Raw genomic sequence first — 17348 nt, 5'->3', positions numbered from 1 at the left:
TTGTGTTAATAAACGCTAACGTCACTCGTGCAGCAGATAGCGAGGCGTCAGCCGAGGCTTGGCTTATGTACCATGTTGTTTTTATCTTCTATTTATAGTAATAAAGACTACTGTTCCAATGAATAGTCCATACACGAATATCAACTGAAAAACTCCAAGTAACTTAAGTAAAGCCTTATTCGAAGTATTGTGCTTGTTTAACACTTCTCTTTGCTTCGAATAATTAAGAAAATACTTTCTACTAAAGAGAAAGTTAAACAAAAATATTACTGCTACGATTACTGCAAGCTCATTCGTACTCATGCTAAAAAGTTTGTCGGTAGCAAGCAAAAGCAACAAGCTCAGACAAAGTATTGACAAACAAGTTGAATGTAGCGTCGAGCTTACTTGATTACGCCCTAGAATTGCATTCCTTGGTACAACTGAATAGATGCATAAGTAGGTATAATCAAACAAACTCATTTATCCTTTTTCTTAATTCCAATGTGCTACAACGTGTTGGTATAGCAGATGGCAAGGCGTAAGCCGAAGCAACCTGCTATACTTTGTTGTATGCAGGCTTTTTCATTTTATGACTGCCACAACTTCCATGATTCATAAACTTGTCCGTAAAGCTGGTACAAACTAAAGTTTATAATTCCTGTCAGTACAAGCTTTATTGTTAAATCTACATCTCTGTTTTTAGAATAATTTACTTTCCAAATTATTAGTGTCACCATGAAGGAGCTGAAGACAGGAAATCCTAATCCCTGTTTGTCTCTTACCTCTCCGTAATAGAAGGTAGAACCATAATATAGTTCATACCATTGTAAAGCTGCAATCGCAAATGCTGAAGTTAAGTAGCCGATTAGAACAGCTATATTCTTTCTGTACTTATCAAAACAGAGAAGCGTAAATAGTAGCAAGAAACAACTATAAGAAATAAATTCTAAAAACTGTATTCTTCTTATTACTGGATTAGAATAATATTGAGCAAAAGGATTGCCTATTGGTTCACCATCTATTTCAATTAAGTTGATTATGGAGAAAACAACGGCAAGCAAGACTAGGAACGCAAGGGCTGTCTCAAAAATATTTGACTTTATACTTCTTGTAGATATTTCCATTACTTAAGCTTGCATACAACTAGCGGATAGCAGGAGTATCTACTCCTACTATCTGCACTATTGATGGAGTAGGAAATTATCATTTTCAAAATAAATAACAGAACCAAACACTATTCTTTAACAAGGTATTAAATTCCTCTTTAACTTAAGGTAAAATTTATGCTACAGTAATGTCACACATCCATCCTAAAACTACTCCTATTTACCAAACCTCTGTTTTTGCTTTCGATGACCTTAATGCGCTGGAGCGATATTTCAGTGAACCGGCGGGACAAAGCTACATGTACACACGATATGGTAACCCTAACACGGATGAGCTAGCACAGAAAGTAAATGCACTGGAAGAGGGGGCAGGGGCAGTAGTTACATCTTCTGGTATGTCTGCTATACTGGCAGTATTGCTAGCGGTTTGTAAGGCTGGTGATCATGTGCTGTGTGCCGAAGAAATCTATGGCGGTTCATCATCTTTGCTTAGTCAGGAGTTGACGCGAATGGGTATAGAAGTGGCATATGTGCCGATGGAGGGTATCTACTCCCTGCAAAAATATATACGGCCCGAAACTAAGCTGCTGTTAGCTGAGACCATGAGTAATCCGCTGCTGCAGGTGTTGGATGTGGAGCGGCTGGCACAGGAAACAAAACAGCATGATATAAAACTGGTGATCGACAACACGTTTGCGACTCCTGTGCTTACCAGGCCGTTGGCATTAGGAGCTGATGTGGTAATTCATAGTGTTACAAAGTATTTGTCCGGGCACAGCGATGTGACAGCTGGTGTAGTGATATGCAAGGAGCAGGAGGCGCTGCAGCGGGTACAGAAGGTGATGATGACCTATGGCTTAAACCTTAGTCCTTTTGAAGGGTGGCTGGCAGCACGTGGGCTGAAAACGCTTTGTCTGCGCATGAAGCAGCATTGCAGTAACGCCTTAGAGATTGCCCGATACCTACAGCAGCATCCAAAGGTGGAGCAGGTGTGGTATCCTGGTTTAGAAGACCATCCGCAGCATAAACTGGCAAAGAAGCAGGGCCAGGATATGTTTGGCGGTGTGTTGAGTTTCAGAATAAAGGATGAGACAGAGGTAGTTAACCGGTTTATGCAAGCCTTGCAAAATATACCTTTTGCCCCATCGCTGGCAGGCGTAGATTCTTCTATCTCTTACCCTGCTGGTACATCTCACCGTTCTTTTAGCGACGAGCTACGGCAAAGGCAAGGAATTACAACAGGGGTAATACGCTTTTCAGTAGGTATTGAAGAACCAGAATTACTGATCGCTGACTTGGAGCAGGCACTGGCGCAGGTTTAAATCTTGCGCTATAAGAGGAGTGGTTTAAACTTCCTCCAACAGTCGCTTCAAATGCTTGATCACTTTTTCCTGGTCCTCTTCGGAGAGGCTGCTGCTGCTAGGCAGGCACAATCCACGCTTAAATAAATTTTCACTAAGACCATTGCCAAAGTATAGGTTGTTCTCAAATAGAGGTTGCAGGTGCATTGGCTTCCAGAGAGGCCTTGTCTCAATATTTTCCTCTTCCAACGTGAGCCTGATGTTTTCAGGGGTATGCCCTTCCGGTAAGAGTATGGTGGTAAGCCAACGGTTAGAGAAGCATTTGTGAGGTTCTGCTAAGAGCTCTAGTCCTTCTATATGGCCTAACTGTTTCCGGTAATAATTGAAAACTTCCCTACGTTGTTTTACGCGGGTTTCCAGTACCTCAATCTGACCACGACCCACACCGGCGCTGATGTTGCTAAGCCTGTAGTTATAACCCATCTGGGAGTGCTGGTAATGAGGAGCAGGGTCTTTTGCCAGGTTTGCCAGGAAACGGGCCTGTTCAGCCAAAGCTTTATCTTCTGTTATCAGAGCGCCACCCCCTGATGTTGTAATTATCTTGTTGCCGTTAAAAGAAAAGATACCAACGCGTCCGAAAGTGCCTACCTGGTGGCCTCCGTACCTGGAGCCAAGTGCTTCCGCAGCATCTTCCACTACAGGAATTTCATACTCATCCGCAATTGCCATTATCTTTTTTAGTTTGGCAGGCATCCCGTACAGGTGTACAAGCAAAATAGCTGCGGGCTTTTTACCAGCTTTCAGGCGTGCCTCAACAGCGGCCCGAAGTGTATCAGGGCACATGTTCCAGGTCTCCGCTTCACTCTCTATGAAGACAGGTGTTGCCCCTAGGTAAAGAATAGGATTAGCGGATGCAATAAACGTGAAAGTGGAGCAGAGTACCTCATCCCCAGGACCAACGCCTAACACCCGCAGTGCAAGATGGATGGCTGCCGTACCCGAGCTTAAGGCTACAGCATGGCGGGAGTTGGTGTGCTGGCATATGTCGTGCTCAAAACCAGGAATGTTAGGCCCGGTAGTGGTTACCCAATTGTCCTCTATAGCTTTCTGCACATAGTTCTTCTCATGCCCACCCATTTGCGGCACCGAAAGGAAAATTCGTCCTGGCCTGTAAATCATTATTGTATCTAGTTCGTTTTTGCTGGTTACCGGTTACGGTGCAGCTGGCTGAGTTCTTTAAGAGTGCTGCGCTTTCTACTTCAATATACTGAAATTGCTTTACTTTAATAGCCGTAGCACGTACAAAATTCAGATTTAGTTGCAGCGCTATAAAGTTTATGGTCAATTTTATAGCTTGCAGCTTTAAATGCTTCTGATAACCATGCTTGATTTCCCTAACGCAAAAATTAACATTGGCTTATTTGTTACTTCTAAAAGAGCAGATGGCTTTCATAACCTACTATCTTGTTTTTACCCTGTGCAATGGATGGATGCGTTGGAGATATTGCCTGCTGCCTGGAACAGCTTTGACATGACAGGTCTTCCAGTGCCTGGTGATCCAGATTCAAACCTATGCCTGAAGGCTTATAAGCTTCTGCAACAGGACTTCAATCTGCCGCCTGTGCAGATGCACCTCCATAAGGTCATCCCGATGGGAGCAGGTCTGGGTGGCGGTTCTTCTGATGCGGCCTTCGCGCTTCGTATTTTAAACAAACTCTTCGAGCTGGACCTCAGAGCGGGTGCTTTGGAGGATTATGCCCGCCAGTTAGGTAGCGACTGTGCGTTCTTTGTCCGAAACAAGCCAGTTATTGCTTCAGAACGAGGAGATGTTTTTATGGATGCAGCACTTGATCTGAAAGGATATACTTGTGTAATTGTATATCCGGGCATCCACATAACTACCGCAGAAGCTTACGGCAGTATCAAGCCTTCTCAGCCTGACTGCAGCTTAGAGATGTTGCTAAAGCAGGACGTGAAAGTATGGAAAAAGATATTGGTCAATGATTTTGAAAAAGCGCTTTTTCCCAAATACCCAGAGCTGCCTTTTATAAAGGAGAAGCTTTATGAAGCGGGAGCTTTATATGCTTCCATGACTGGTTCGGGGTCGGCAATCTACGGATTGTTTGAGGGAGAGGCACCGATAGATTTCCCTTTCCCTGATCATTATTTAATCTGGAAAGGCCTGCTTTAATTTCTTTCGTCGCTTTTCGTAAGCTTCAAGTATCGGGTAAATAAAGACACTCAACAGAATGATGCCCGCACCCAGGTAAAATCCTGCAGACATCTGCTCGTCTTCCTTAAAGATTAAGAGCGCCAGCAGAATTCCGTAAATAGGCTCCAGGTTTACCGTAAGGTTCATGGTATAAGCTGTAACGCGCTGCATCAGGCGCACAGAGGCTGTGTAGGCATAAACGGTACAGGCCAGCGCAAGAATAAGTAAATACACCCAATCCAAAGAAGTAAGGCTGAAATTCAGCTGTCCGGTCTCGGTAAAGTACATGGTGTAGAACGGAAAGAAAAGTACAGTGCCCAAACATGCCCCTGTCATTTCGTAAGCCGTTATAGTTGTAGATGGTATTCTTTTCGCCAGCTTCGCATTTATGATGGTGAAGATAGAGCCGAGTAAAGCTGAACCAATGGCCATCGTAATGCCAAGCACGCTGTCAAAGCTCGTTTCGTTCTGGAAGATAATGTATAAGCCGAAGATTACCAGCAGGGCAAGCAAAATCTCATGAGGCTTAACCCGGGTTTTACTAAACAGCGGGTCCAGCAAAGCCGTCCATAGGCTGCAGGTAGCAATGCCCACCAACGTAATGGAAACTGAAGAAACACGGGCTGCCGCAAAGAATAGAATCCAGTGTGCGGCAATGGTAAAGCCCACCCCAAGCAGCTTTATCGCCTGCACTCTTCCCATCCAGAAGGGGGTACCTCTTCTATAGATGATAGCACCGATAGCCAACGCCGTTATGGCTGTGCGTAACGCAACAAGCTCAACAGCCGGAATGGTAATAAGCTTGCCAAGTATAGCTGTGAAACCCCACAGGAACACGATGAAGTGCAGCTCGAAAAAGTCTTTAAGGCGAGGCATGTTTAGCGCGGAACGTAACGGTAAAGCAGGAAACCAATGCCTGTGAAAACGAGTGTGGGAATCCAGACAGCAAATTTAGGGTCTATGTCACCAACTTGTGCAAGGCTTCGGCTGGTAATAACAAAAATGATGAATATGAATGCCAGGAAGAATCCCAATGCGATCTGGAAACCGACGCCGCCACGTGCCTTTCTTGCACTAACAATTACACCGATCACGGTAAGTATGATGATAGCAAAAGGGTAGCTGAAACGTTCATACTTTTCGATCAGATAGGTTTCTATGTCATCGGCACCGCGTGATCTTTTTTCCTCTATAAACCTGTTCAGTTCTGTCAGCGTCATGGTCTGCTCCAGTTTATAGGTGCTTTCAAAATCTTTTGGTGTCAGGTTGAGCGTTGTATCTAAAGCCTCGCCTTTAAACAAGGTCTCTTTCTCGCCGTCGAAGGTGCGGAGAACGTAGCTGTCCATGTGCCACTTATTTTTCTCGGCATTCCACTGTACGTTGCTGGAGGTAAGTTTACTTTTGAGTTTAGTGTCATCTATAGACTCCAGGGCAAAGTTATACCCGACATTGGCAGTGACGTTATAGCTCTCCAAGTAAACATAGGTTTCGGGGGCAATCTTCACATGAATGTTGCGCTTATCATACGTAAAGGGGCTTTTTACATACTTTACCTGGAAGGCGACACTCTCTTTATTGGCATCTGGTATTACCCATCCGATCAGAACAAAAATTACAGCACCTATTATGGTAGACCCAATCAGGTAAGGCACCAGAAGTCTTTTGAAGCTTACACCGCTGCTGAGTATGGCCACAATCTCGGTGTGTGAAGCCAGCTTTGCCGTTACAAACACAGTGGCAATAAACACAGTGATGGGGCTCAACATGTTTGCATAATAGGGGATCAGGTTCAGGTAATAGTCGAACAGGATCTCGCTGATGGCGACATTGTTTTTAATAAAGTCGTCGTTTTTCTCAGTAAAGTCGATTACAAGAATAACGGACACCAATATCAGCACCACAAACACGAAAGTGGTCAGGAACTTCTTGAGTATGTATTTGTCGAGGAGCTTCAAATCAAATCAATTATAAATTCAAAATTATGAATTAGAAATGAATCGCATGTATCAAAAAGTAATGCAGTGTATCACCGCACAGTTTCTAATTACAGTCTCGTCATTAATTTCTTTACCATCACATTTTTCCACTCCCGGAAAGTTCCGTTGATGATCTGTTGGCGTGCCTGTTTTACTAACCAGAGGTAGAACGTCAGGTTATGTACGCTGGCAATCTGGCCTGCCAGGTATTCGCCGCTGTGTATCAGGTGGCGCAGGTAAGCCTTGCTGTAAAATGTGCTCACAAAGCCTCCAAGTTCTGCGTCGATCGGGCTAAAGTCATCAGCCCACTTTTTATTTCTGATGTTGATTATGCCCTGCGTGGTAAACAACATGCCGTTGCGCGCGTTCCTGGTTGGCAAAACACAGTCGAACATATCTACACCTAAGGCTATATTTTCCAGGATATTGCCTGGCGTGCCTACACCCATCAGGTAACGAGGCTTATCAGCAGGGAGTATGTCACAAACGATCTCGGTCATCTCATACATCATCTCGGCTGGCTCCCCCACTGAGAGGCCACCAATAGCATTGCCTTCGCGGCCAAAGCTGGCTATTGTCTCAGCAGATTGCACCCTAAGATCCTTGTAAGTGCTCCCCTGTACAATAGGGAAGAGTGTTTGATTATAACCGTACTTTGGCTCGGTACTGTCGAAGCGGTCTACACAGCGCTGCAGCCAGCGGTGCGTGCGCTCCATAGAATGCTTGGCATAAGTATGGTCGCAAGGGTAGGGGGTGCACTCATCAAATGCCATAATAATATCGGCGCCAATAGTACGCTGTGTGTCCATGACATTCTCCGGCGTAAAGTCTAGTGCAGAGCCATCAATGTGTGATTTAAACTTAACTCCCTCTTCCTTGATTTTACGGGTTCCGGCCAGCGAAAAAACCTGGTAGCCGCCGCTATCAGTTAATATAGGACGGTCCCAGCCATTGAACTTGTGCAGACCACCGGCCTGCTCCAATACCTCCAGTCCCGGGCGCAGGTACAAGTGATAGGTATTACCCAGGATGATCTGTGCATTGATGTCATCCTTCAGTTCCCGCTGGTGTACTGCTTTAACAGTTCCGGCCGTACCTACTGGCATGAAAATGGGTGTTTCTATGGCGCCGTGGTCAGTTTGTACTACTCCTGCACGGGCTTTCGACTGAGTGTCTTTCGCTATTAATGAAAATTGCATAGTTATGGTTATCGGCACCTCCTTCTAGAGGAACAGCGCCAGCTGCGGTAGCCTAAAAAAGGGTGCCATCAGCCTGATTTATACTTCTTAAAGAACCCGCAAAGATACAAAGTGTAGCACCACAAACCATACAAATTTATTAAATAGGGGTAAGCTTCGGAAATGGCTATTTAATGGCTATTTTTGAAGGGTGATACCACACTGTGCGGTTGCGGGCTGGTTTTCGTGCTAAGTTAGTAGCAATTATAGGCACCTGCACAGTGCAACAGCTTAACCATTTAATTTTTCACAGTATTGATAACAATATTACTCCTGGTCCTGCTGGCACTTTGCGTGCTGGTGCAGCTTTACTTTGCGTTTTTTTACTTTCTCCCGCTTTCGAAACATACAGACCCTGAATCAGATGTTTTACGTCCGGTGTCAATTATCATAGCCGCACATGATGAGCATGATAACCTGTATGAGCTGCTGCCGATGTTGCTGGACCAGGATTACCCGGAATTTGAAATAATAGTGGTCAATGACCGTTCTGAAGATGATTCCGAGTTTTATCTGCACGAGCTGGAAAGGCAGTTTCCCCGATTCAGGGTGGTAACCATAAAGCGTACCCCGGATTACCTGAACCCTAAAAAATATGCACTGGCACTTGGTATAAGAGCCGCCAAGTATGAATACATGCTCTTTACCGACGCCGATTGCCGGCCCTGCAGTGCAAATTGGATTCAAAAAATGCAGAATGGGTACGCCAACGGGGCAGAAGTTGTATTAGGGTACTCTCCTTATGTACAATTAAAAGGATTTTTAAATCACTTGATAAGATTTGAAACCTTGCTGACCGGAATTCAGTATTTGTCTCATGCAAACCAAGGTCAGGCCTATATGGGGGTTGGCCGAAACTTATCTTATACCAAAGCGTGTTTCTTTAAGAACAAAGGGTTTGCATCTCACATCAGAACGATGGGTGGCGACGATGATCTTTTTGTTCGTGATGCCGCAAACAATAGTAAAATAAGTATTGTTATCAACAAGGAGGCGCAGACCGTAAGCATTCCCAAAAAGACGTTTCGGGAGTGGATTATACAAAAACGTAGGCATATGTCCGTCGGAGGGCGTTATAAAGCGGCAGACAGAAGAAGAATAGGAGCATTTGTAGCATCTAACGTTTTTTTCTACATACTTTTAGTAGTTCTTCTTGTACTAAATAGCCATTTAGCTATATTAGCTGCGCTTACAGGACTTAGGTACCTGATTGTGTTCCCAGTTTATGTGCTGGTAGCGCGAAGACTCGACGAACCGATATCCCTGCCGCTGTTACCTGTGCTCGACATAGTGTATTTCTTAAACTATGTTTTCCTTGGGGTATCTGTATTAATGTATAAACGACTCAGATGGAAGTAAACAAACAATTCTCTGCAAAAGCAAAGCATGATTTCAAACTCATTCAGGCGGCCGTAGAAGAAAATGACGAAAAAGCTTATGCGGAGCTGATGAGCATATACAAGAAACCAGTGTATCACGTGGTTTTGAAAATGGTGCGCAATGCTGACGATGCAGAGGACTTAACAATAGAGGCTTTTGCCAAAGCTTTCCGTAACCTGCACAAATTCAATCCCGAGTACGCTTTCAGTACCTGGTTGTTCCGTATTGCTACGAATAACTGTATCGACTTTATTCGTAAGAACAGGATCAAAACGATGTCTATAGACTCTGCCATTAAAATTGATAATGGTGATGAGATTACTATTGACTTTAAAGACAAGAACCTGAACCCGCAGGAGGAGGCCATCAAAAACCAGAAGATCGAGATTATGCAATACGTGGTGGCCAAGCTGCCAGAGAAGTATCAGCGGCTGGTTACCCTGCGTTACTTTAACGAGCTTAGCTACGAGGAGATAGCCACGGAGCTAAATGCACCACTAGGTACAGTGAAGGCACAGTTGCACCGCGCACGTGAATTGCTGTATGACATGGTGAAGAACAAGAAGCATCTTATTTAATAAGAGAATTAAATTGATTACGTTAAAAGCCCCTGTTGCCTTCGTGCGGCAGGGGCTTTACTTTTATGCCATATCACGATCTATTTTTATACTTTTGCAAAAGCAGCTTTAGCTGTGTCATCATATAAACAATTGGCATCTGTGTCGGGAAGATCTTTACTTTCAGTTTTAGGGAAATCTTATTTGTACTTCCGCTTCAGAAATCAGGAGAAAGTGCAGCAGGAATTAATCCGTAAATACGAAGGAAGGTTTGAGAATGCCGGTACTGTGCTGCTTGCTGATATATTCATGGCGCTTGCTGTAGTTACCGCCGTAACCCTGGTTGCCGGTATTATCTACTTGTTTGCGGCTTAGCTTATAATTATTTATTCACTACTCATAATTAAGACATGACTGCCATTCGAACGCTGCTTTCGGGGTATTTCCCTGAGCTTACTGAAGATCAACTGCTAAAGTTTGAGCAAATGGGCGAGTTGTACCAGGAGTGGAACCAGAAGATTAACGTAATTTCCCGTAAGGATATGGAAATGCTGGGGGTGCACCACATTTTACATTCCTTAGGCATTGCGAAAGCGGTGCAGTTTCCGGTTAATACTTCAGTAATGGATGTGGGTACTGGAGGTGGGCTTCCTGGTTTACCTCTGGCAGTGATGTTCCCTGAAGTCAAATTTCATTTAGTGGATTCCATTGGCAAAAAGATACACGTGGTGGAGGAAATATCGCGTGAATTGCACCTGCAAAACGTTACCGCCAGCCACACCCGTGCAGAGCAGGTTCGGGATAAATACGATTTTATAGTTAGCCGTGCCGTAACCCGCCTCGCTAACTTCTGGCCATGGGTAATGAACAGCTTCAAGAAGACAGGCCTGCCAACTGAGGGATTATACTACCTGAAAGGCGGAGATCTGGAAGAAGAGATTGCGGAGTCCGGGCTGATTACAAAGGTCTATGATCTGTCTGACTACTTTAACGAAGACTTCTTTGAGACCAAGCGTGTGGTTTATGTGCCGCTGAAATAATTTACTTCCCTTCTAGCAGAAATCTCACGGCTCGCGCCTCCGAATAGTAAAAGTCTTTACGGAAATCCTCTGTAAACCCTACGTGGCCTCCATCATCCGGCATCTCCAGGTATAAGTACGGATTCTGCTTTGCCTCCTGTATTGGGTAGCACAACTTACCCAGGAACGGGTCATTCTTTGCGTTTACAAGTAAAGTAGGTATCTGAATGTGCTTCAAGAACTGTTTTGAGCTTACACGCGCATAATAGTCTTCTGCATTCTTGAATCCATGCAGTGGTGCGGTGTATCGGTCGTCAAATTCCGGGAAGGTCCAAAGTATACTGTAATCGTTCAGGTCAACATCATCAGGGTACATTTGCCTTTTCTGCTCTAGTTTCTCTCCCAAAGATTTAAGAAAGCGTTGGGTATAAATTCTGGAGATTTGTTTGGCAGAAGACTTGATATCCACAGGAACAGAGAACACTGCAGCTCTCTTAACCTCTTCCGGGACCTGCTCAGGAGCCTCGCCTAAATATTTCAGACTGATGTTACCACCCGCGCTAAAGCCAACTAAGTATATGCTTTCATAGTGGCCTGTGCTGAGCGCGTGCCTTACTACAAAATCCAGGTCATCAGATGCGCCCAGGTGGTAGGAGCGGAGTAGCTTGTTAGGCTCGCCACTGCAACTTCTGTAGTTCCAGGCAAGGGCATCAATTCCACTGTTGTTAAATACCTTTACCATTCCCTGAATATAGGGCCGGCTGGAATCTCCTTCTAAGCCGTGGGAAAGTATGACAAGCTCCTTTGAGCCTATTCTTGACCAGTCAACATCAAGAAAATCGTTATCGGGTGTATTTAAACGTTCACGCTCATAAAGAACACCTTCAACTGTTCTGAATAAGCCTGGTATAATTGTTTGTAAATGACCATTAAAAAGGTAAAATGGGGCTTTATGTTTAGAAGGAACAACAGGCATAACTTTGGTTGTACAGCTAGTGTTATATGATTTTATACGTGGTTTCTGCGAAAATAAGTCATTTAGTGCGGCTTATATATCAATATCCACTTTTTAACGTACTGGTAGCAGAAACTATTTAATATTACAACTATGAAAATGCAATCAAAATTCAAAACAATAGGTCTTGCTTTGTTCATCAGTATGTTTGGTTTTGGGTGCTCTCAGGAAGTCCAAGATGAAACAAATGAGGTGGTAGATGAAACACAGGCTGAACTAAATGAGGCAAATGTAGAAGCTAACCGGGAATACGATGAATTTTCGGCTTGGGTGACTACGAATGCAGAGCGAGCAGAAACAGTAACGGCTGACGAATTCCGCGAAATGCGTACAGAGTATAATCGTCGTGAGGCCGAGTTGGAGCGTGAAAGCGCTAACTGGGATGTTGAAACACGTCGTGAATGGGAAGAAACAAAAGCGGATTGGGCCAGATTTGAAGAAAGGGTACAGCAACGGCTTGGTAACGTGGAAGACGTTGATGTAGATGTTGATATAGAACGAGAAAACCAATAACCATAAGAAAGATGGTCTTTTTCGGTCCAAAACAGGCCGTTGCAGTGTATTCTGCAACGGCCTGTTTGTTTTAAACTGATGGAATAGCTATGTTTGTAGTTCCCAGGCAAAAGAATTTTTTGAGAGGTGCTTTGGAATTTAAATGTAAAGGATATACCTTTGCAAACCCATTTAACAAGGATCAAAGGAATTAATTATCATAAAGTAATATGGCTAACCATAAGTCGGCATTAAAGAGAATCAGAGCGAATAACGCTAAACGTCTTCGTAACAGATATCAAGCAAAAACTACTCGTACTTTCATCAAGAAATTGGAGAATACAACTGATCAAACCGAGGCGCGTGAGCTTTACAAGACAGTTTCTTCTATGCTTGACCGTCTGGCTAAGAAAAATATCATCCACAAAAACAAAGCAGCTAACAACAAGTCAAGACTGGCTAAGTTAGTAAACGGTTTAGCAGCCTAGTTTTTCGGGAAAAATATTCAGAGCCTTACACTCTTCGTGTAAGGCTTTTTTTGTTTGTAAGATGCCTTGGTAATAATGTTGACTTATGAGGTTACAAGCAAGAGCCCCGGCATAGAATTATGCCGGGGCTCTTGCTTGTAAAAAGAAATCCTTATTGCTTAGGCAATACTAATCTTAATCATATTTGTACGCTTCTGCTCGTACATAGGCATGCTGGCCGTGTTGATGAACACATCTCCTTTCTGGATGTATTTGCCTTTTAGAAGTGTCTCCTTAATATCAGCAATGGTTGAGTCCGTAGATTCAAACTTGTTGTAGTGGAACCCTCTTACACCCCAAATCAGGTTCAATGTAGTTAATAAACTATCATTCTCAGTGAAAATAAAGATATCTGATTTAGGTCGGTGCTTGGCAAGCTGAAAAGCTGTATAACCGGACTTGGTCATGCCTATAATTGCACGAGCGTTAGTGTCTCTTGCCAGGTTGCAGGCATTTGCAACTAAGCTGTCGCTAAAGAAGGTTTCTGAATGAGGGTTTAAAATATAAGTCTTGTTAAAGATGTCGGAGTGCGTCTCTACGGTTTTAATCGTGAGGCTCATACTACGAATAGTCTCAATAGGATATGCACCTACTGCAGTTTCGGCACTTAACATAAGCGCATCTGCACCATCAATCACTGCATTGGCAATATCATTTGTCTCTGCTCGTGTAGGACGCGGGTTTTCTATCATGCTCTCCATCATCTGAGTGGCTATGATCACAGGCTTAGCGGCCTTGTTTGCCTTTTCTACCAGCATCTTTTGGATCATAGGTACCTTTTCCATACCTACCTCAACGCCCAGGTCACCACGTGCCACCATCAAGGCGTCAGCAGTCTGAACGATCTCATCAATGTTCTTGATGGCCTCAGGCTTCTCTATTTTAGCAATTACGCGGGTGTCCTTGCCACGCTCTTTGATAATGCGTTGCACTTCCTGTACATCTTCTACGCGACGTACGAAAGAAAGCGCTACCCATTCCACATTGTTATCTAGACCAAAGTGAAGATCACGCAGGTCTTTCTCTGTAAGAGATGGAGCTGATACAGGTGTGTCAGGTAAGTTAATGCCTTTGCGAGGCTTTACAACGCCTCCATACTTTACCCTTGCTTCGATGGTACAGTCTTTATCCGTTGATACAACAGATAACTCCAGTTTGCCGTCATCAAGTAGTATGGCGTCTCCAACGCTTACGTCTTTAGCAAGCTCAGTATAGCCGGTTGCCAGATGGTTAGTGTTGCTAACGGATCCATCACAAAGTATTTTAACAATCTGCCCTTCTTTGATTTCTACCCCTCCATTCTCTACTTCACCTACGCGTATTTTAGGGCCCTGCAAATCCTGTACAAGACAGACGGTGGTGCCATGCTGTCGGTTTATTTCGCGCACATGATTTATCACCTCCTGGTGTGCAGCGTATTCGCCATGAGAAAAGTTAAGGCGGAAGGCATCCACACCTTCTTTTACAAGATCTAGAAGCCGTTCGTAGGAATTGCTCGCCGGACCAACGGTAGCGAGAATTTTAGTTTTGTTGAAAGAAATTTCCATAATCAGAAAATCAGATTTTCTTTGAATTTAAGTGTAAGAGGGTCAAACTGTTTTACATACTGTACCAGGGGAGTATGAAGCAATGTGCGGATAAACTCCTGGGGGTACAACTGCTGCATTGCACCAGCTAGCTGCAGTACATAATCATATTCTTTTATGTCAGGTAGCAAAAAAGGTTTCTTAAGTGTAGAAGGTCCTAATGCTTTATTCTTAAACAAGCGGACGGTACTGTGATCCGAAATATGCTGGTAATTAGAAATAATTAATCTATCCTTTCCGTGTAGGTCATAACAAAGGTCCTGTTGCTTAGACAGGCGAAGGTCGAAAAGGTTATTTAACGCCCAGGCTAATTTGTAATCTTTTACAGGAGAAACCACACCAAAGAGGTCAAAATCAAAATTGTACTCTATGTCCAGGTGCAGCGATTTCATTTACTAGTGCTAATTACACAAATTTAAGAAGGTATGTCTGCAAAACGTCAGAATTTATTTAAAACTTTTAGGACTGACTGATTAGAGTAAATTTTTTTGACATTGTCTGCCTAATTACATTTCTTTGCACAGTGTTTTAATAAACTATAAGAAAAATGTCAGAAATCGCAGAAAAAGTAAAGGCTATCATCATTGATAAACTTGGTGTTGAAGAGTCAGAAGTTACTCCAGAGGCTAGCTTCACAAATGACCTTGGTGCTGATTCACTAGATACTGTTGAGCTTATCATGGAATTCGAAAAAGAATTCAACGTATCTATTCCAGATGATCAGGCTGAAAACATCTCTACTGTAGGTCAGGCTGTTAGCTACCTGGAAGAGCACGCAAAATAATAACCTTCTATTATTAGTATAAATCTACTATCCTATCCTCTACTAGCAGCTTATGGAGCTTAAGAGAGTTGTAGTTACTGGGCTTGGCGCGCTCACGCCACTTGGAAATACTGTTTCAGAATACTGGAACGGTCTGATCAATGGCGTGAGCGGAGCTGCGCCTATTACACGCTTCGATGCGAGCAAGTTTAAGACCCAGTTTGCCTGTGAAGTAAAAGGGTACGAACCAGAAAAATACTTTGACCGGAAAGAAGCCCGTAAAATGGACTTGTTTTCGCAATTTGCACTTGTAGTAGCTGATGAGGCTGTTGCAGATGCACAACTAGCAGAAGGGAACTATGATCCTGATCGCGTTGGTGTGATCTGGGGATCTGGTATTGGCGGTTTACGCACGTTCCAAGAAGAATGTGTGAATTTTGCCAATGGAGACGGTACCCCTCGTTTCAACCCGTTCTTCATTCCTAAAATGATTGCTGATATCAGTGCAGGCCATATTTCAATAAAGTATGGTTTCAGAGGCCCTAACTTTGTAACGGTCTCTGCCTGTGCATCTGCTACAAATGCCATTCTTGATTCATTTAACTATATCCGTTTGGGTATAGCGGATGTGATTGTGACTGGTGGTTCTGAAGCAGCTGTAACAGAGGCTGGTATTGGTGGGTTTAATGCTTTGAAAGCCCTCTCAGAGCGCAACGACTCTCCGGAGACTGCTTCCCGCCCATTTGATAAAGACCGTGATGGTTTTGTGTTAGGCGAAGGAGCCGGTGCCCTGATTCTGGAAGAGTATGAACATGCTAAAGCCCGTGGCGCAAAGATCTATGCCGAAGTGCTGGGTGGAGGAATGTCTGCGGATGCTTATCATATTACAGCGCCACACCCTGAAGGACTTGGTGCGTTGAACGTAATGAAAAATGCATTACGCGATGCCAAACTCAACCCGGAGGAGGTAGATTATATCAACGTTCACGGTACATCTACTCCGCTTGGTGATGTGAGTGAGGTTAAAGCCATCCAGACAGTGTTTGGTGAACATGCTTATAATCTTAATATAAGCTCTACCAAGTCCATGACTGGTCACTTGCTGGGTGCTGCCGGTGCGATTGAGGCTATCGCTTCTATTCTGGCTATTCAGAATAACATTGTACCACCAACAATCAACCACTTTACGGATGATGAGTCATTCGATCCTAAGCTGAACTTTACGTTCAATAAGGCGCAGGAACGTAATGTGAAGGTAGCGTTAAGCAATACGTTTGGTTTTGGAGGACACAATACCTCTGTTTTATTCCGTCAATTTGAAGATTAGTGTTTGGGCCAATAAAACCAGTTCGGCGCGTCTATCATAAGTTATTTACCAGAGACAAAGAACTAATACGCGCACTTGCAGGTATTATAGGCAGCACTCCGGATAATATCCGCCTTTATAAGCTTGCTCTCACACATACGTCCTTTGCACGCCAGAATGCAGCGGGCAAGCACGAGACGAATGAGCGACTGGAGTTTTTAGGTGATGCTATTCTGGGCGCAGTAGTGGCCGAACATCTCTTCAATAAGTTTCCCTATGAGGACGAGGGGTTTCTGACAGAGATCCGTTCCCGTATTGTAAATAGGGAATCCCTGAACCAGATTGCCTTGAAAATTGGTTTGAATCTGCTGGTGAAAATAGATTCATCGAGCCATGGCATGCGTCATAAATCAGTTAATGGCAATGCACTTGAAGCTTTGGTTGGTGCTGTGTACCTGGACAAAGGGTACGATAGAACCCGCCAGTTCATCTTTAAAAAGCTTCTCAGGCCACACGTAGACCTGCACAACCTTGTAAACACCACGGCGAACTTCAAAAGTAAGCTAATTGAGTGGGCGCAAAGCCAGAATCTGGATATCCGTTTCGACATCATCAAGCGCAAGCAGCAGGGCAATACTACTGAATTTACCTCCGAAGTATACATCGACGATAAACCCGTTGCCGTAGGTGTAGGTCTTTCCAAAAAGAAAGCCGATCAGGCAGCCGCCGAAAAAGGTCTTGAACTCCTGAAGGTAGGGTAGTTCCAGGAAAAATATCTGTGGCATCTGCCTTAGTCTTCTCTATTATTCTTCACCTCTTTTCTAACTACTGTACCGGCTTTAGCGATTGCCTGAGGTAATTTGCTGCACATCCCTTAACTTGCCGGCA

The 17348-nt window shown here is 43.9% G+C and carries 19 protein-coding genes; 11 read left to right on the top strand and 8 right to left on the bottom strand.

Going from position 1 to position 17348, the window contains the following annotated elements:
• Positions 1–569: 569 nt before the first annotated feature.
• Positions 570–1106 (bottom strand): hypothetical protein, encoded by a 537-nt coding sequence (locus ACFSRY_RS07270; RefSeq protein WP_377504657.1) that lies wholly within the window; start codon positions 1104–1106, stop codon positions 570–572.
• A gap of 170 nt (positions 1107–1276) precedes the next feature.
• Between ACFSRY_RS07270 and ACFSRY_RS07265 the strand changes: the two genes are divergently transcribed.
• The gene (locus tag ACFSRY_RS07265) at positions 1277–2410 is read left to right on the top strand and encodes a trans-sulfuration enzyme family protein (RefSeq protein ID WP_377504653.1); all 1134 of its coding nucleotides are present in this window, start codon (positions 1277–1279) and stop codon (positions 2408–2410) included.
• Positions 2411–2434: 24 nt separating this feature from the next.
• Here ACFSRY_RS07265 and ACFSRY_RS07260 read toward each other — a convergent pair whose 3' ends face one another.
• Entirely contained in the window at positions 2435–3568 is a 1134-nt protein-coding gene (locus tag ACFSRY_RS07260; protein WP_377504650.1) for a DegT/DnrJ/EryC1/StrS family aminotransferase, read from the bottom strand.
• A gap of 187 nt (positions 3569–3755) precedes the next feature.
• Between ACFSRY_RS07260 and ispE the strand changes: the two genes are divergently transcribed.
• The gene (gene ispE / locus ACFSRY_RS07255) at positions 3756–4580 is read left to right on the top strand and encodes a 4-(cytidine 5'-diphospho)-2-C-methyl-D-erythritol kinase (RefSeq protein ID WP_377504647.1); all 825 of its coding nucleotides are present in this window, start codon (positions 3756–3758) and stop codon (positions 4578–4580) included.
• Here the strand turns inward: ispE and ACFSRY_RS07250 are convergent.
• The 3 genes from ACFSRY_RS07250 to tgt form a co-directional block, all read right to left on the bottom strand.
• A complete protein-coding gene (locus tag ACFSRY_RS07250; protein WP_377504644.1) occupies positions 4557–5477 on the bottom strand; it encodes a DMT family transporter in 921 nt (306 codons plus the stop codon). The two genes, ispE and ACFSRY_RS07250, sit on opposite strands and share 24 nt — an antisense overlap.
• 2 nt (positions 5478–5479) lie before the next feature.
• Complete coding sequence (locus tag ACFSRY_RS07245) at positions 5480–6556, bottom strand: LptF/LptG family permease (RefSeq protein ID WP_377504641.1); 1077 nt, start codon at positions 6554–6556, stop codon at positions 5480–5482.
• Between the two features lie 89 nt (positions 6557–6645).
• The gene (tgt, locus tag ACFSRY_RS07240; RefSeq protein ID WP_377504638.1) at positions 6646–7776 is read right to left on the bottom strand and encodes a tRNA guanosine(34) transglycosylase Tgt; all 1131 of its coding nucleotides are present in this window, start codon (positions 7774–7776) and stop codon (positions 6646–6648) included.
• A gap of 294 nt (positions 7777–8070) precedes the next feature.
• On the opposite strand from tgt, the gene ACFSRY_RS07235 reads away from it, so the two are divergent.
• The 4 genes from ACFSRY_RS07235 (at position 8071) to rsmG (ending at position 10792) form a co-directional block, all read left to right on the top strand.
• Entirely contained in the window at positions 8071–9174 is a 1104-nt protein-coding gene (locus tag ACFSRY_RS07235; protein WP_377504635.1) for a glycosyltransferase, read from the top strand.
• Positions 9165–9773 (top strand): RNA polymerase sigma factor, encoded by a 609-nt coding sequence (locus ACFSRY_RS07230; protein WP_007659731.1) that lies wholly within the window; start codon positions 9165–9167, stop codon positions 9771–9773. The genes ACFSRY_RS07235 and ACFSRY_RS07230 overlap by 10 nt, the downstream gene beginning before the upstream one ends.
• Before the next feature lie 114 nt (positions 9774–9887).
• Complete coding sequence (locus ACFSRY_RS07225) at positions 9888–10127, top strand: hypothetical protein (RefSeq protein WP_377504632.1); 240 nt, start codon at positions 9888–9890, stop codon at positions 10125–10127.
• Positions 10128–10162: 35 nt separating this feature from the next.
• Positions 10163–10792: a 16S rRNA (guanine(527)-N(7))-methyltransferase RsmG gene (gene rsmG, locus ACFSRY_RS07220; protein ID WP_377504629.1), complete on the top strand. Its 630-nt coding sequence runs from the start codon at positions 10163–10165 to the stop codon at positions 10790–10792.
• Position 10793: 1 nt separating this feature from the next.
• Here the strand turns inward: rsmG and ACFSRY_RS07215 are convergent, their stop codons facing one another.
• Entirely contained in the window at positions 10794–11747 is a 954-nt protein-coding gene (locus ACFSRY_RS07215) for a YheT family hydrolase (protein ID WP_377504626.1), read from the bottom strand.
• Between the two features lie 132 nt (positions 11748–11879).
• Here ACFSRY_RS07215 and ACFSRY_RS07210 point away from each other — a divergent pair, with 132 nt between their 5' ends.
• Together ACFSRY_RS07210 and rpsT are read left to right on the top strand one after the other, a co-directional pair.
• Complete coding sequence (locus tag ACFSRY_RS07210) at positions 11880–12299, top strand: hypothetical protein (RefSeq protein ID WP_377504622.1); 420 nt, start codon at positions 11880–11882, stop codon at positions 12297–12299.
• Between the two features lie 209 nt (positions 12300–12508).
• Positions 12509–12766 (top strand): 30S ribosomal protein S20, encoded by a 258-nt coding sequence (rpsT, locus tag ACFSRY_RS07205; RefSeq protein ID WP_377504619.1) that lies wholly within the window; start codon positions 12509–12511, stop codon positions 12764–12766.
• A gap of 158 nt (positions 12767–12924) precedes the next feature.
• On the opposite strand, the gene pyk is transcribed toward rpsT, so the two are convergent.
• A complete protein-coding gene (gene pyk / locus ACFSRY_RS07200; protein ID WP_377504614.1) occupies positions 12925–14352 on the bottom strand; it encodes a pyruvate kinase in 1428 nt (475 codons plus the stop codon).
• Between the two features lie 2 nt (positions 14353–14354).
• Entirely contained in the window at positions 14355–14783 is a 429-nt protein-coding gene (locus ACFSRY_RS07195) for an IPExxxVDY family protein (RefSeq protein ID WP_377504611.1), read from the bottom strand.
• 155 nt (positions 14784–14938) lie between these two features.
• On the opposite strand from ACFSRY_RS07195, the gene ACFSRY_RS07190 reads away from it, so the two are divergent.
• Genes ACFSRY_RS07190 through rnc form a run of 3 tightly spaced genes read left to right on the top strand, consistent with a single transcriptional unit; the run spans position 14939 to position 17221 of the window.
• Complete coding sequence (locus ACFSRY_RS07190; protein WP_025609494.1) at positions 14939–15175, top strand: acyl carrier protein; 237 nt, start codon at positions 14939–14941, stop codon at positions 15173–15175.
• A 52-nt stretch (positions 15176–15227) separates the two neighbouring features.
• Positions 15228–16481 carry a beta-ketoacyl-ACP synthase II gene (fabF, locus tag ACFSRY_RS07185; protein ID WP_377504606.1) on the top strand — a complete coding sequence of 418 codons (1254 nt, stop codon included), beginning with the start codon at positions 15228–15230 and terminating at the stop codon, positions 16479–16481.
• Positions 16481–17221 carry a ribonuclease III gene (gene rnc, locus ACFSRY_RS07180; RefSeq protein WP_377504603.1) on the top strand — a complete coding sequence of 247 codons (741 nt, stop codon included), beginning with the start codon at positions 16481–16483 and terminating at the stop codon, positions 17219–17221. The genes fabF and rnc overlap by 1 nt, the downstream gene beginning before the upstream one ends.
• Positions 17222–17348 lie beyond the last annotated feature (127 nt).

Origin of the sequence: Pontibacter locisalis, assembly GCF_042684605.1 — a bacterium.
Lineage (GTDB): Bacteria > Bacteroidota > Bacteroidia > Cytophagales > Hymenobacteraceae > Pontibacter > Pontibacter locisalis.
This window is presented reverse-complemented; position numbering and strand designations above follow the sequence as displayed.

What these genes read in the sequence shown, in the direction of transcription:
- ACFSRY_RS07270 (WP_377504657.1), bottom strand. Translation starts at nt 1,106, where the DNA reads ATGGAAATATCTACAAGAAGTATAAAGTCAAATATTTTTGAGACAGCC.
- ACFSRY_RS07265 (WP_377504653.1), top strand. Translation starts at nt 1,277, where the DNA reads ATGTCACACATCCATCCTAAAACTACTCCTATTTACCAAACCTCTGTT.
- ACFSRY_RS07260 (WP_377504650.1), bottom strand. Translation starts at nt 3,568, where the DNA reads ATGATTTACAGGCCAGGACGAATTTTCCTTTCGGTGCCGCAAATGGGT.
- ispE (WP_377504647.1), top strand. Translation starts at nt 3,756, where the DNA reads ATGCTTCTGATAACCATGCTTGATTTCCCTAACGCAAAAATTAACATT.
- ACFSRY_RS07250 (WP_377504644.1), bottom strand. Translation starts at nt 5,477, where the DNA reads ATGCCTCGCCTTAAAGACTTTTTCGAGCTGCACTTCATCGTGTTCCTG.
- tgt (WP_377504638.1), bottom strand. Translation starts at nt 7,776, where the DNA reads ATGCAATTTTCATTAATAGCGAAAGACACTCAGTCGAAAGCCCGTGCA.
- ACFSRY_RS07230 (WP_007659731.1), top strand. Translation starts at nt 9,165, where the DNA reads ATGGAAGTAAACAAACAATTCTCTGCAAAAGCAAAGCATGATTTCAAA.
- rsmG (WP_377504629.1), top strand. Translation starts at nt 10,163, where the DNA reads ATGACTGCCATTCGAACGCTGCTTTCGGGGTATTTCCCTGAGCTTACT.
- ACFSRY_RS07215 (WP_377504626.1), bottom strand. Translation starts at nt 11,747, where the DNA reads ATGCCTGTTGTTCCTTCTAAACATAAAGCCCCATTTTACCTTTTTAAT.
- ACFSRY_RS07210 (WP_377504622.1), top strand. Translation starts at nt 11,880, where the DNA reads ATGAAAATGCAATCAAAATTCAAAACAATAGGTCTTGCTTTGTTCATC.
- rpsT (WP_377504619.1), top strand. Translation starts at nt 12,509, where the DNA reads ATGGCTAACCATAAGTCGGCATTAAAGAGAATCAGAGCGAATAACGCT.
- pyk (WP_377504614.1), bottom strand. Translation starts at nt 14,352, where the DNA reads ATGGAAATTTCTTTCAACAAAACTAAAATTCTCGCTACCGTTGGTCCG.
- ACFSRY_RS07195 (WP_377504611.1), bottom strand. Translation starts at nt 14,783, where the DNA reads ATGAAATCGCTGCACCTGGACATAGAGTACAATTTTGATTTTGACCTC.
- ACFSRY_RS07190 (WP_025609494.1), top strand. Translation starts at nt 14,939, where the DNA reads ATGTCAGAAATCGCAGAAAAAGTAAAGGCTATCATCATTGATAAACTT.
- fabF (WP_377504606.1), top strand. Translation starts at nt 15,228, where the DNA reads ATGGAGCTTAAGAGAGTTGTAGTTACTGGGCTTGGCGCGCTCACGCCA.